Raw genomic sequence first — 12623 nt, 5'->3', positions numbered from 1 at the left:
ATAGCCTGCAAGTACTTATCGCGAGCCGCCGGCGGCCCGATGCGTAAGTCGTGCGACAGCAGGGGTCGGTTTAAGGATCCAATAGCGATCCTAAAGAGGATCCTAGGATCGCGGCACCTCGAAGAGGCAAATTTACCTCTTGTAACCGCTTGAAAATACTGAGAAATTTGGTGGACGCACTTGGGCTCGAACCAAGGACCCGCTGATTAAGAGTCAGCTGCTCTACCAACTGAGCTATGCGTCCCCACAAAGTGGGTTCGGGATAGGTATGGTGGACGCACTTGGGCTCGAACCAAGGACCCGCTGATTAAGAGTCAGCTGCTCTACCAACTGAGCTATGCGTCCACGCTACCTGCCTCGAGAGGCTTTTCAGCCTTCCGCTTGGCGGCGGAGAGGCCCCTATAAAGCCTGTTTCGAGGATGGGAAGAGGGAATTTGAAAAAGTTTGCGGCTCCGCTCAACGCAGCGATCCGCGCCCCTGATTCCAGCGGTTTACCGCCATGATTGTGCCGAGGCAGATCATGTTGGTGAGCATCGACGTGCCGCCGTGGCTCATGAAGGGCAGGGGGATGCCCACCACCGGCGCCAGCCCCATGACCATCATCAGATTGATCATGACATAAAAGAACATCGTCGCCGTCATGCCGGCAGCGAGGAGGCTGGAGAAGCGGTCGGGGGCGCGGCGGGCCACGCCCATGCCCCACCCCAGCACGATCGCGAAGACCGCCAGTACGAAGAAGCCGCCCATGAGGCCCCATTCCTCGGACATGGTGGCGAACACGAAGTCGGTGTGGGGCTCCGGCAGGTACTGCAGGTGGCTCTGTGTACCGTTGCCGAAACCCTTGCCGAAGATGCCGCCGGAGCCGATCGCGATCTTGGATTGGGTGATGTGATAGCCGGTGCCGAGCGGATCGCTCTCGGGGTCGAGGAACACCAGCACGCGGTTGCGCTGGTAGTCGTGGAGCAGGGTGAAGAACGCGACCGGTGCGATCACCATGAGCGCCCCGCCGGCGCTCACGAACCACCACAGCGGCAGGCCGGCGAGGAACATCGTCACCACGCCGCCGAAGCAGATCGCCAGCGCGGTGCCGAGGTCGGGCTGGATCATCACGAACAGCGCAGGCAGGCCTATCAGGACGCCGGCGGGTACGAGGCCGCGCCAGCTGGCCGTCATCGCGTGGGGCAGGGTTTCGTAGAAGCGGGCCAGCACCAGGACGATGGCGGGCTTCATCAGTTCCGACGGCTGCAGCGACATGAAACCGAGGTTCAGCCAGCGCTGGCTGCCGCCGCCGACCGCACCTATCAGTTCGACCAGGACCAGCAGCATGAGAATACCCCCGTAGACGGGGTAGGCGGCAAGGCGAAACAGGTTGCGGCTCGTATGCGATATCGCCACCGCCATGACCAGGAACACGCAGAAGCGCACGACATGGCTCAGGGCATAAGGTTGCAGGCCCCCGCCGGCCGCCGAATAGAGCACCGCCGCGCCGAGGCAGACCAGGCCGCAGAGCGGGATGAGCATCTGCCAGGGCTGGCGCGAGATCGCCTCGGGAACGATCGAGCGGCTCATTGCGGGTTTCCTCCGGTGGGGCCGGGCACGGCAGGTTGCGCCGCCGGCGTCACGCCATCGGGCGCCGGTGCAGGCGCTGCGTCGGGTTCGGGCGCCGGAGACTGGGCGTCGCTGACGATAGGCTGGCGCGGGTCCTGCGGTACTTCGGCCGCCTGCACCGCATCCGGCGAGACCACGGGCGCGCCGACGCCGTACTGGGCGGAATAGGCGCGGTAGCGGGCGTCGAGGCGTTCCTTGGCGGTGCCGCCCCACTTCGTCTCAAGCTCGGTCAGGATGTCCATGCCCTTCTGCTTGTCGAAGACATAGGTCAGGACGTCGCGTGCGATCGGGTAGGCCGCGCCGGAGCCGCCGCCGTGTTCGACCACGACGGAGCAGGCGTAGATCGGATTCTCGGCGGGGGCGAAGCAGATGAAGTGGCCATGGTCGCGGTGCTTCCACTGACCGCCCTTGCCGTTGCCGATGTTGAGGCCGACGACCTGCGCCGTGCCGGTCTTCCCGGCCAGCTTGATGTCGGGGAAGGGCAGGCGGGCGTGCGGGGCGGACCCCGGCCCGTTGGCGACGTCCGACATGGCCTGGTGGATATAGGCGAGGTGTTCGGCCGGCACGCCGAGCGAGGGCGCTGGCTTGTCGTCCTGGCCATGCATCAGGCGCGGCATGATGATCCGACCGCTGGCGAGGCGCGAGGCCTGGACCGCCTGCTGCAACGGATTCACGAGGAAATAGCCCTGGCCGATCGTGGCGTTGACGGTGTCGAAGGTCTGCCACTCCTTGCCATACTTCTTCAGCTTCCAGGCCGGGTCAGGCACGGTGCCATAGGACTGGCCAACGACCGGAAGCGGGAACTCGTGGCCGAGACCCAGCCGCCGCGCCATCGCCGCGATCGGGTCCATGCCGATGCGCTGGGCGAAGTGGTAGAAATAGACGTCGCAGCTCTGGTAGATGCCCTTGGCCATGTTGACCTGGCCATGGCCGCGGTGGTTCCAGCAGTGGAACACGCGGTTGCCCACGCGCAGGCCACCGCCGCAGAACACCGATTCGTCGGGGTCGAGCCCGGCTTCCATGAAGGATAGCGCGACCATCGGCTTGACGGTCGAGCCCGGCGGGTAGAGCCCGCGCAGGACCTTGTTGCGGAGCGGCACGTGATCGTCGTCCGACAGCATCTTCCATTCGAGGCGGCCGATGCCGTCGGAGAAGCTATTGGGATCGTAGCTGGGCATCGACGCCATCGCGAGCACGTCGCCGTTGCGGCAGTCCATGACGACGACCGCCGCCGATTCCGGTCCGATCCGCCGCGCCGCATAGTCCTGGATACCGGCATCGACGGTCAGCTTGATGGTTTCGCCGGGCACGTCCTCGCGGGTGTCGAGATTGCGCACGATACGGCCCGAGGCGGTGACTTCGACGCGCCTGGCGCCGGGCTTGCCGCGCAGGTCCTTTTCGAAGATCTTCTCGAGCGCGTCCTTGCCCACCTTGTAGCCCGGCGTGATGAGGACCGGATCGTGGTCCTTCTCATACTCCTCGGCCGAGGCGGCGCCGACGTAGCCTATGAGATGGCCGACCGAGGGGCCGGTGGGATAGAAGCGGGAAAAGCCACGCTGGGTGACGACGCCCGGCATGTCGGGCAGGCGAACGCTGACGGCGGAGAAACGCTCGAGGTCGAGCCCGGTCGCCACTTCGACGGGCGCGAAGCCATGGGCCTTGTCGATCTTGTCCTGAAGATCCTGCAGGTCGATCGGGGAGAGTGAGAGCAACCGGCCCAGCTCGGCAATGGTGCGCTCGGCGTCCTTCATCTGCTCGGGCACGACGTCGACGCGGAAATCCGCGCGGTTCGAGGCGAGCGGTTGGCCGTTACGATCGAGTATCCAGCCCCGGCGCGGCGGGATCAGCGACAGGTTGACGCGGTTGCTCTCGGCTTCGAGCTTGTACTTCTCATTCTCGAACACCGACAGGTAAGTCATCCGCGAAGCCAGCAGCACGCCGATGCCGCCCTGGATCGCGCCCAGTACCACGCTGCGGCGGTCGAAACTGTTGCGCAGGGTGCCGGCGCTGACATGCGGCGGACGAATCCAGCGCCGGAAGTCGATCTTCATCGAATGAGCACGAACGGGGTGAGCCGGAAGCGGTCGACAAGGGCCATGAGGCGTCCCACGAGCGGGTAGGAGAACATCGAAATCACGAGTTGTGGACCAATGATGCGCAAGGGAGCGGATGCTCCGGCCAGGTTGGAGATGCCGAGGCACAGGACGATATAGGCCAGGATCAGCCCGATCGCCACCAGCCACTCGGTGAGGAAGTTGCGCCAGGGGAGCCGCGCCTCGATGACGTCCAGCACGATGGCGGCGATCGACCACAGCAGGACCGCGCTGCCGAACGGCTGGCCGGAAAACAGATCGTCGAACAGGCCGAGCGGCAACCCGGCCCAGACCGGCAGAAGACCGGGCCGCAACTGACGCCATGCGAGGAAGGACAGGAAGCCGAGCGGGGGCAGCACGGGGGCGGAGGCTATCAGCAAGAAACCCGGCGTCAGCGAGCCGAGCATGACCGTCAGCCACGGCAGGCTGCGCGCGACGAGCGCGGATGGCTTTCGATTGATCCTGGGCCTGGCCACGCTGTCCGGGCGGGGGAGCAGGGCCATCCTACCGGTTTCCGGGCTGCGTGTCGGCAGGCGGAGGCGGTGGTGGCGGAGCCCAGGCCCTATCGATGATGACGTAGTCGGTGTCGGACGGATTGCTGAGCACGCGGGCTATGGCGCCGTCTCGGCGCAGTTCGGTCACCACCGCCATGGGCGTTCCCGGCCGGTAGAGACCACCCGAGCCCGTGGTCACCATCACATCGCCCTTGCGCAGCGGATTGAGCCCGAGGTTCACGAGGCGGATGCGGATCGTGCCGTCACCCTGCCCCTGCGCGAAGGCGGCAACGCCGTCGCGGGCACGGCGGACGGGCACGAGGCTTTCGGTGTCGGTGACCAGAAGGACCCGCGAACTCGACGAACCGACTTCGAGCACACGGCCCACCAGCCCCATCGGCGAACGTATCGGCATGCCCTTGACCACCCCACGGTCCGCGCCGGCTCCGAGCGTCGCGAAACGGCGCGAACTGGCGCTTGTCGACCCGACCAGCCGCGCGAAGGCCACCGGCTGTGCGTCGGGCTCGCGCAAGTCGAGCAATTGCTTGAGACGGCGGTTTTCGTCCCTGATGGCCTGCGCCTCGACGAGACGGACCTTGGCTTCGGCGAGTTCGCGCTCGAGCCGCGCGTGCTCGCTGCCGGTCTTGAAGAAACCCGAGACAGTGCCGATGAAGTTCTTGCTCGTGGTCCGCGCGCCGGCGGTGGTCTGCGCGGCAGGCTCCGTCACGTCGGCGGCGGCGCCGCGCAACACCGCGAAGGCGTCCGGACTGACGAGCGCGACGACAAGCAGGATCAGCCCCACCACCGCGCCGAGGACGCCGGCGGCATAGCTGAAGAACGTCGTGTACTGCGCCCTGCGCGAAAAGCCGGAGCGCCGATTTGCTGGCGGTGCCATGCGCCATGCACTCCTGTCATCATCGCGGCGTCACCCCGGCAGGAAGGTGTTACCGCGTTCGTCTGGGAGGTGGCCCGCCCGCTGCGGACAGGCCACCGGTCCCGCAATCGATCAGGCGGACATCAGGACGCCGCGATAGATCGGGTCCTCCATGGCGCGGCCGGTGCCGAGCGCCACGCAGGACAGCGGGTCCTCGGCGACGCAGACAGGCAGGCCGGTTTCCTCGCGCAGGTACTGGTCGAGACCCTGGATCAGCGCGCCGCCGCCGGTGAGCACGATGCCCTGGTCGACGATGTCCGCGGCGAGTTCGGGCGCGGTGTTCTCGAGCGCGATGCGCACGCCCTCGATGATTGCGCCGATCGGCTCGGCGAGGGCTTCGGCGATGTTCGCCTGGGAGATGGTGATCTCCTTGGGCACGCCGTTGACGAGGTCGCGGCCCTTGATGTGGATCGTCTCGCCGATGCCGTCGGCGGGCATGATGGCGATGCCGTAGTCCTTCTTGATCCGCTCCGCCGTGGCGTCGCCGATCAGGAGGTTGTGGTGGCGGCGGACGTAGGAGACGATCGATTCGTCCATCTTGTCGCCGCCCACGCGCACCGAGGTAGTGTAGGCGAGGCCGCGCAGCGAGAGCACCGCGACTTCGGTGGTACCGCCGCCGATGTCGACCACCATCGAGCCGACCGGCTCGGTGACGGGCATGTCGGCGCCGATCGCGGCCGCCATCGGCTCGAGGATCAGGTAGACCTGGCTGGCGCCGGCGTTGCTGGCGGCGTCACGGATGGCGCGGCGTTCCACCGAAGTGGAGCCCGAAGGCACGCAGATCACGATCTCGGGATAGCGGAAGAGGTTCTTCTTGCCGTGGACCTTGCGGATGAAATGCTTGATCATTTCCTCCGCGATCTCGATGTCGGCGATGACGCCGTCACGCAGCGGGCGGATCGCCTCGATGTTGTCCGGGGTCTTGCCCATCATCATCTTCGCATCGTCGCCGACGGCCTTGACCTTCTTGACGCCGTTGAGCGTCTCGATGGCGACCACGGACGGCTCATTCAGGACGATTCCGCGGTCCTGCACATAGACGAGGGTGTTGGCCGTGCCCAGGTCGATCGCCATGTTCTGGGAGCCGAGTTTGAAGAATCGCGAGAAGACGCCGGCCATCTAAAATCCGTTTGTTGCCAATCGCTTTCCGAATGCACCTCGGAACCTGCGACAGGGTTTTTGGTGAGGGAGGGCACCCCTTAGCCCATCGATTCGGGAAAGGCTAAAATTTTGTGTCCTTTTCCGGGGGGTATCACCGGGTTCCCGTCTCGAATAACCCGCGCTTCGTCGCTAGGTTTGTGTGACAGTCGCTGCATGGCGGCACCAGCCCCGCCGTGCGCCATCAGCCGAGTCAGTCCATGCCCACGATCCGCCGCCTGCCCGAACACCTCGTAAACCGCATCGCAGCCGGTGAAGTGGTCGAGCGGCCGGCCTCCGCGCTCAAGGAACTGGTTGAAAACGCGATCGATGCCGGCTCGACGCAGGTGACCGTGCGCCTGGCTTCGGGCGGGCTCGACATGATCGAGGTCACCGACGACGGCTGCGGCATGCGACCCGACGAAATCGCGCTGGCGCTCGAACGCCATGCGACCTCGAAGCTGCCGGACGAGCAGATCGAACTGGTCGCGACGCTGGGATTCCGGGGCGAGGCGCTGCCCTCGATCGGCTCGGTGGCGCGGCTCACGATCGAAAGCCGTCCGCACGATGCGCCCGAGGGCTGGAAGCGCGTGGTCGACCACGGCGCCGTTGCCGCGGACGGTCCGGCGGCGCTGCCTCCGGGCACCCGGATCCGGGTCGAGGATCTGTTCGCCAAGGTGCCCGTGCGCCGCAAGTTCCTGCGCTCGCCGCGTTCTGAATATGCCGCCTGCCTCGACGTCGTGCGCCGGCTGGCGATGGCGCGCCCGGACCTGGGGTTCGTCATGGAGCACGACGGACGGCGCGTGCTGTCGGTCCAGCCGCGCGAGGAACTGGCGGCGCGCGTCGCCCGCCTCGTCGCGCGCGAACTCGCCGAGGACGGCGTGCTGATCGAGGCGGAGCGGGGCGCCTCGCGCCTCACCGGCGTCGCCGGGCTGCCGACCTACAACCGCGGCGTGGCAGACCACCAGTACCTCTTCGTCAACGGCCGCCCGGTGAAGGACCGCCTGCTCGTCGGTGCGGTGCGCGGTGCCTATTCGGACATGCTCGCGCGCGACCGGCATGCCGTGCTGGCGCTGTTCCTCGAAATTCCGCCCGAGGAAGTCGACGTCAACGTCCATCCCGCCAAGACCGAAGTACGCTTCCGTGATCCCGCCTTCGTGCGCGGGTTCCTGGTCGGCGCGCTGCGTCACGCGCTCGAAGGCGCCGGCCAGAAGAGCGCGCAGCCCGCAGCGACGGCCGCGATGAACATGTGGCAGGTCGAGCCGATGGCGCCGCCCGCGCCGTCGCTCGGCTCACTGTTCGCGCGCGAGTACGGCGGTTCCTCGCCCCGGTACGAGACGCCGCGCCTGTCGGAGACGGGGGCCGCCTGGCGCGCCTATGAGGCCGACGCCATGGCCCAGCCCGCCGCCCGCGCCGAACCCGCCGCCGAAGCGAGCGAGGAGGCGCTGCGCTATCCGCTTGGCGTTGCGCGGGGGCAGGTGGCGAGCACCTATATCGTCGCCGAGGCGCAGGACGGCCTGGTCATCGTCGACCAGCACGCCGCGCACGAACGGCTCGTGCTGGAAAAGCTCAAGGCGGCCGGCGCCGAAGAGGCCATGAACCGCTCACAGGCGCTGCTGCTGCCCGAGGTCGTGGAACTGGAGGAAACCGCCTGCGACGCGCTCGAGGACAAGATCGCCGATCTCGCCCGCCACGGCCTCGTGCTCGAACGCTTCGGGCCGGCTGCGATGCTGGTGCGCGCGGTGCCGTCCGTGCTCTCGCGCAGCGATGTGAGCGCGCTGGTCCGCGATGTCGCCGACGATCTCGCGCGCAACGGCGATGCGTTGCTGCTGGGCGAAAAGCTCGACCTCGTGCTGGCGACGATGGCCTGCCACGGCTCGGTGCGGGCAGGGCGCGTCCTCTCGGTCGCCGAGATGAACGCGCTCCTGCGCGAAATGGAACGCACCCCGCGGTCGGGCCAATGCAACCATGGCCGCCCGACGTGGGTTAAGCTTGCCCATCAGGACATAGAAAAACTTTTCGGGCGAAAGTGATGCGAAAGACGATTGTAGTGCTGGCCGGTCTCGCTTCCCTGACAGGATGCGGCGACGGCAATTCCGCCGATACGCCCGCCGAGGCCGCTCACGACGTGGCCATGGTGGAGCGGATGAGCAAGGAGCCCTTCAAGCCAATCCTGCCCGTTGTCATCACCGAGATGGATGTCGAGCGCTATGGCCTCGACAAGCCGGGCTGCACGTTCCGCAAGGGCACGCAGAAGGATGCGCTGTTCATAGCCGGCAAGGACGAGGCGTTCATGCGCGTCGGCGCAGACCTCAAGCGCTTTTCCGCCAAGGACGTGAGCGCCGAACTGCCGGGAGGCGCGCGTTCCACTTACGTCGGGCTCGCCAGCTGGATCGACCTCGTGCGCCTGCCCGATGGCGGGACCGGCGCCGACGACATGCACTGGCCCGCCCGCCTGATCGTCCATGATGCCCAGGAGCGGGTCGCCTACCAGGCCGACGGTTCGATGAGCTGCCGCGCATAGGCCCGGGGCTCCGCCGGTCCGCGCGGGTCGAACCGGCCCCTCGGAATACGCCTTATCCCATCCCGGCGGGCCGGATCAGCATCCATAGCGCCATGCCCACCATGAAGAGGTTTTCGAGCACGGACACGAAGCCGAGGGGGACGCTGCCCGCCCCTCCGACGCAGGCGCATTTCAGCTCCCGCTTCTGCACGTAGACCGCGTTGAAGACCGATACCGCACCGACGCCTCCGATGAAAAGCGCGACCGGGATCGAGAGCCAGGGCAATATGTCGGCGGCCATGAAAGCCCCCGCGAACCACTCCAGGAACGGGTAGGCATAGGCATAGGGAACCCACCGCCGTGCCAGCAGGTCGTATCCGAGAAACATCGTGGTGAAGGTTTCAAGGTCCTGCAGCTTGAGCATGGCCAGCAGCAGCATCGAGACCGCGACGAACCATTCGGCTGCCTGTACCGTCAGCGACGTTCCCAGCGCGTCCCAGCTCGCCGCCAACGCGATGACGGCCGCGGTCAGGAACACGCAGACGATCGCCCCGTAGCCCGTGTCCTTCGCAGGATCGTCGAGCCCGAGGAATCTGCGCAGGTCGGTATTGCCGCCGATGCGCTGGCCGGAGATGAAGGTCTGCGGCGTCGTCTGGATGTGGTGCTCGGCCTTGAAGGCATCGACCTGCGCGCGCGTCGTCAGCCAGTGGTCCTCGACCTCGTAACCCTTGCTTTCCAGCAGGTGCTTCGACTTGAGGCCGTAAGGGCACACGTGCTTCGCCATGACCATGCGATAGAGCACCGCATTGCGGTTCGGATCGACCATCGTGAACTCACCATCCAAGAGCGGCAAAAAGGTGCGGAAAGGCTCCTCGCTCGAGTGATGCGGTGTTGCTGTACCAGGCGCAGTGTCATCGACCATCAGGCCAACGCTCCTTGTCGCCTCCCACTGTACCAACGCACGCATCCGCACAAAGGTGCAAACGATCGCAACTTACTGTGGCGAGGAACCGGCGGGGCGGTCCTGGCGCCCGGCCGGATCAGACGTTGAACTTGAAGTGCAGGACGTCGCCGTCGTGGATGACGTATTCCTTGCCTTCCTGGCGCAGCTTGCCGGCCTCCTTGGCGGCGGCCTCGCCGTTCAGCGAGACGAAGTCGTCATAGGCGATGGTCTCTGCGCGGATGAAGCCGCGCTGCATGTCGGAGTGGATGGTGCCCGCCGCCTCGGGAGCCTTGGCGCCCTTGTGGACGGTCCAGGCGCGCGCTTCCTTGGGGCCCACGGTGAAGAAGGTCAGCAGCTCGAGCAGCTGGTAGCCGGCGCGGATGATGCGGGCGAGGCCGGCTTCGGCCAGGCCCATTTCCTCGAGGAAGACGACGCGGTCCTCGGGGTCCATGCCGGTCAGCTCGGATTCGATCGCGGCCGAGACGATGACCGCGCTGGCGCCTTCGGCCGCTGCCTTCTCGAAGACGCGCTGCGAGAAGGCGTTGCCCTCGGATGCCGCTTCCTCCTCGACGTTGCAGACGTAGAGCACCGGCTTGGCGGTGAGCAGCTGGGCCTGCGCGAAGACGCGCTCCTCGTCCTCGTCGCGGGGCTTGGTGAGGCGGGCCGGCTTGCCCTCGCGCAGCAGTTCGAGCGCCTGACCGAGCACGGACGCCACGATCTTGGCCTCCTTGTCGCCCTGCGTCGCCTTCTTCTGGGCGGCGGGGACGCGCTTTTCCAGGCTTTCGAGGTCGGATAGCAGCAGCTCGGTCTCGACGGTCTCGGCGTCGGCGATCGGGTCGATCTTGTTGTCGACGTGCTGGATGTCGTCGTTCTCGAAGCAGCGCAGGACGTGGATCACCGCATCGACTTCGCGGATGTTGCCGAGGAACTGGTTGCCCAGGCCTTCACCCTTCGAGGCGCCGCGCACGAGGCCGGCGATGTCGACGAACGACAGCTGCGTCGGAATGATCTTGGCCGAGCCGGCGATCGCGGCCAGTGTGTCGAGGCGCGGGTCGGGGACGCCGACCTGGCCGACGTTGGGCTCGATCGTGCAGAACGGATAGTTGGCCGCCTGCGCCGCCTGCGTCTCGGTCAGCGCATTGAACAAGGTCGACTTGCCGACATTGGGAAGGCCCACGATCCCGCAACGAAAACCCATCGAACACTCCGAAAACTGCCTGACCACATGCCAGGTTCGTCGGGCGCCCATAGCGGTGCCCGGATGACTTTACCAGTTGTGTGCGGATCGCTTTCGAATTTGAGGGAAATTTCAGGTGCTGCGTGTAGAGCCTGCCGGATGACCCTGAACCTGCGCCTTGCCGTTGCCGCTGTCCTCCTTGGTACCATGGCCGGATGCGCGCAAAGGCCGGACGCGCTGCTGGCTGAAGCCCGCAGCGAAATCGCGCTGGGCAACTACCAGAAAGCGCGCGCGGACGTGCTCGAAGCATTGAAGACGCGCCCGCAGGACAGCGAGATGCTGGCCGTTCTGGTCGATGCGGACCTGCTGCTCGGCGATGCGGAGGGGGCGGAAAGGACGCTCCAGCGGCTGAAGCGTGCCGGCGGGCACGAGGGTGACAATCGCCGCGGCGCGGAAATCGCGCTGTTGCGCCGCGACCCGGCCGGGGCGCTGTCACGGCTGGGGCGGGATACGACACCCAACGGCTGGCGCATCCGCGCGCTCGCACTGCTGGCCCAGGGCAATCGCGAGGGCGCGCACGCCGCCTTCGAAAGCGGCATGAGCGATCCCGGCAACATGCGGCTGCTGACCGCCTATGCGCGGTTCCTCCTGCTGGAAGGTGACCTGCCGCGCGCGTCGCGGCTGCTGGCGCGCATGAAGGCGGTTTCCGCCGGGTCTTACGAAACGCTCGTCATGGAAGGCGATCTCGCGATGGCGCAAGGCCGGCGGGACGCGGCGCGCGCGGCATACCGGCAGGCGGTGAAGAGCCATCCCGACCGGGCGGCGCCGATGCTGGCGCTGGCGGGCATCCTGCGCGACGACGGCGATCTGAAAGGCGCGGCGCAGCTGGTCGGGCAGGTCGAGGCGATCGCGCCCGACAATGCCGAGGCCGAACTGCTGCGCTTCCGCATCATGGCCGACCGGGGCGAGTGGGCGAACGTGCGCGATGGCCTGCTGTCACGGGAGAACGCCCTGCCGGCAGGCTCGCCGCTCAGCATGATCTATGGCGAGGCACTGCTCCGGCTCGGCCATTCGGAGCAGGCGCGGCTGCTGTTCACGCGCAGCGTCTTGCTCGCTCCTGGCAATTCCCATGCGCACCTGATGCTGGCCGAGGCGCAGCTCGCGACCGGCGACGCGCGCCGCGCGTGGCGGACGATCGCGCCGTTGGCCGCCGCCACGCTGGCAACGCCGGATATTCTCGACTGTGCGCTGCGCGCGGCCCGGCGCGCCGGTGCGCCCGAAGCGGCCGGCCTGGCCGCGCGGCTGGAACCTGCCCGGCTCAGGGCGACCATGGCGGCTGCGCGGGAAGGAGAGGAGGCCCTGGCCAGGCAGGACTGGCCGCGTGCTTCGGCGGCCTACGCGCGTCTGTTGCAGCGGGGCGAGGATGCCGAAGTGCTCAAGCGGCTCGCTTCCGCCGAGATTGGCCTGGAGAATTCGGCGGCGGCGATCGGGCACGCGGATCGGGCGGTAGTTCTGGAGCCGGGCAATGCCGAGTATCTTTACGTCGCGGCCATGGCGCGGGTGACGGCGGGCAGGGACCTTGCCGCGGCGCGGCGCCTGCTCGAGGCGGCGCAGGCCATCGCGCCGGACGACCCGGCAATCGGGCAAGGGCTGGAACAGGCAAAAGCCGCCGCCGGCTGACCCGGCGACGGCTTTTGCGGTGCTGCGGAAGCGGCCGCCTCGCCTGTCATTCCC

General features: G+C 67.1%; 10 protein-coding genes and 2 tRNA genes. 3 read left to right on the top strand and 9 right to left on the bottom strand.

Features of this window, described 5'->3' with window-relative positions; translation table 11 throughout:
• Nucleotides 1-168: 168 nt before the first annotated feature.
• From AC07M9_RS07785 to AC07M9_RS07755, 7 genes are all read right to left on the bottom strand, one after another.
• Nucleotides 169-244 (bottom strand) — tRNA-Lys (locus tag AC07M9_RS07785).
• A gap of 25 nt (nt 245-269) precedes the next feature.
• Nucleotides 270-345, bottom strand: a tRNA-Lys gene (locus tag AC07M9_RS07780).
• 111 nt (nt 346-456) lie between these two features.
• Complete coding sequence (gene rodA, locus AC07M9_RS07775; protein WP_494882724.1) at nt 457-1569, bottom strand: rod shape-determining protein RodA; 1113 nt, start codon at nt 1567-1569, stop codon at nt 457-459.
• Nucleotides 1566-3659 carry a penicillin-binding protein 2 gene (gene mrdA / locus AC07M9_RS07770; protein ID WP_494882722.1) on the bottom strand — a complete coding sequence of 698 codons (2094 nt, stop codon included), beginning with the start codon at nt 3657-3659 and terminating at the stop codon, nt 1566-1568. Before mrdA ends, rodA begins: the two co-directional genes overlap by 4 nt.
• Nucleotides 3656-4204 carry a rod shape-determining protein MreD gene (locus tag AC07M9_RS07765; RefSeq protein ID WP_494882721.1) on the bottom strand — a complete coding sequence of 183 codons (549 nt, stop codon included), beginning with the start codon at nt 4202-4204 and terminating at the stop codon, nt 3656-3658. Before AC07M9_RS07765 ends, mrdA begins: the two co-directional genes overlap by 4 nt.
• Before the next feature lies 1 nt (nt 4205).
• Nucleotides 4206-5090: a rod shape-determining protein MreC gene (locus AC07M9_RS07760; RefSeq protein WP_494882720.1), complete on the bottom strand. Its 885-nt coding sequence runs from the start codon at nt 5088-5090 to the stop codon at nt 4206-4208.
• Between the two features lie 111 nt (nt 5091-5201).
• Complete coding sequence (locus tag AC07M9_RS07755) at nt 5202-6248, bottom strand: rod shape-determining protein (RefSeq protein ID WP_494882719.1); 1047 nt, start codon at nt 6246-6248, stop codon at nt 5202-5204.
• A 239-nt stretch (nt 6249-6487) separates the two neighbouring features.
• Between AC07M9_RS07755 and mutL the strand changes: the two genes are divergently transcribed.
• Nucleotides 6488-8299, top strand: coding sequence for a DNA mismatch repair endonuclease MutL (gene mutL, locus AC07M9_RS07750; RefSeq protein WP_494882718.1), 1812 nt, complete (start codon nt 6488-6490; stop codon nt 8297-8299).
• Nucleotides 8299-8790 (top strand): hypothetical protein, encoded by a 492-nt coding sequence (locus AC07M9_RS07745; RefSeq protein ID WP_494882717.1) that lies wholly within the window; start codon nt 8299-8301, stop codon nt 8788-8790. The genes mutL and AC07M9_RS07745 overlap by 1 nt, the downstream gene beginning before the upstream one ends.
• A 52-nt stretch (nt 8791-8842) precedes the next feature.
• On the opposite strand, the gene AC07M9_RS07740 is transcribed toward AC07M9_RS07745, so the two are convergent.
• Together AC07M9_RS07740 and ychF are read right to left on the bottom strand one after the other, a co-directional pair.
• The gene (locus AC07M9_RS07740; protein ID WP_494882716.1) at nt 8843-9595 is read right to left on the bottom strand and encodes a MauE/DoxX family redox-associated membrane protein; all 753 of its coding nucleotides are present in this window, start codon (nt 9593-9595) and stop codon (nt 8843-8845) included.
• Nucleotides 9596-9809: 214 nt separating this feature from the next.
• A complete protein-coding gene (gene ychF / locus AC07M9_RS07735; protein ID WP_494882715.1) occupies nt 9810-10910 on the bottom strand; it encodes a redox-regulated ATPase YchF in 1101 nt (366 codons plus the stop codon).
• Between the two features lie 138 nt (nt 10911-11048).
• Between ychF and AC07M9_RS07730 the strand changes: the two genes are divergently transcribed.
• Nucleotides 11049-12569 (top strand): tetratricopeptide repeat protein, encoded by a 1521-nt coding sequence (locus AC07M9_RS07730; RefSeq protein ID WP_494882714.1) that lies wholly within the window; start codon nt 11049-11051, stop codon nt 12567-12569.
• Nucleotides 12570-12623: the final 54 nt, after the last annotated feature.

This window comes from Novosphingobium sp. GW821-FHT09E05 (genome assembly GCF_059416165.1).
This window is presented reverse-complemented; position numbering and strand designations above follow the sequence as displayed.

Excerpts from the sequence above, each read along its gene's own strand:
- AC07M9_RS07765 (WP_494882721.1), bottom strand. The coding sequence starts at position 4,204 with ATGGCCCTGCTCCCCCGCCCGGACAGCGTGGCCAGGCCCAGGATCAAT.
- AC07M9_RS07755 (WP_494882719.1), bottom strand. The coding sequence starts at position 6,248 with ATGGCCGGCGTCTTCTCGCGATTCTTCAAACTCGGCTCCCAGAACATG.
- mutL (WP_494882718.1), top strand. The coding sequence starts at position 6,488 with ATGCCCACGATCCGCCGCCTGCCCGAACACCTCGTAAACCGCATCGCA.
- mrdA (WP_494882722.1), bottom strand. The coding sequence starts at position 3,659 with ATGAAGATCGACTTCCGGCGCTGGATTCGTCCGCCGCATGTCAGCGCC.
- ychF (WP_494882715.1), bottom strand. The coding sequence starts at position 10,910 with ATGGGTTTTCGTTGCGGGATCGTGGGCCTTCCCAATGTCGGCAAGTCG.
- AC07M9_RS07730 (WP_494882714.1), top strand. The coding sequence starts at position 11,049 with ATGACCCTGAACCTGCGCCTTGCCGTTGCCGCTGTCCTCCTTGGTACC.
- rodA (WP_494882724.1), bottom strand. The coding sequence starts at position 1,569 with ATGAGCCGCTCGATCGTTCCCGAGGCGATCTCGCGCCAGCCCTGGCAG.
- AC07M9_RS07740 (WP_494882716.1), bottom strand. The coding sequence starts at position 9,595 with ATGGTCGATCCGAACCGCAATGCGGTGCTCTATCGCATGGTCATGGCG.
- AC07M9_RS07760 (WP_494882720.1), bottom strand. The coding sequence starts at position 5,090 with ATGGCACCGCCAGCAAATCGGCGCTCCGGCTTTTCGCGCAGGGCGCAG.
- AC07M9_RS07745 (WP_494882717.1), top strand. The coding sequence starts at position 8,299 with ATGCGAAAGACGATTGTAGTGCTGGCCGGTCTCGCTTCCCTGACAGGA.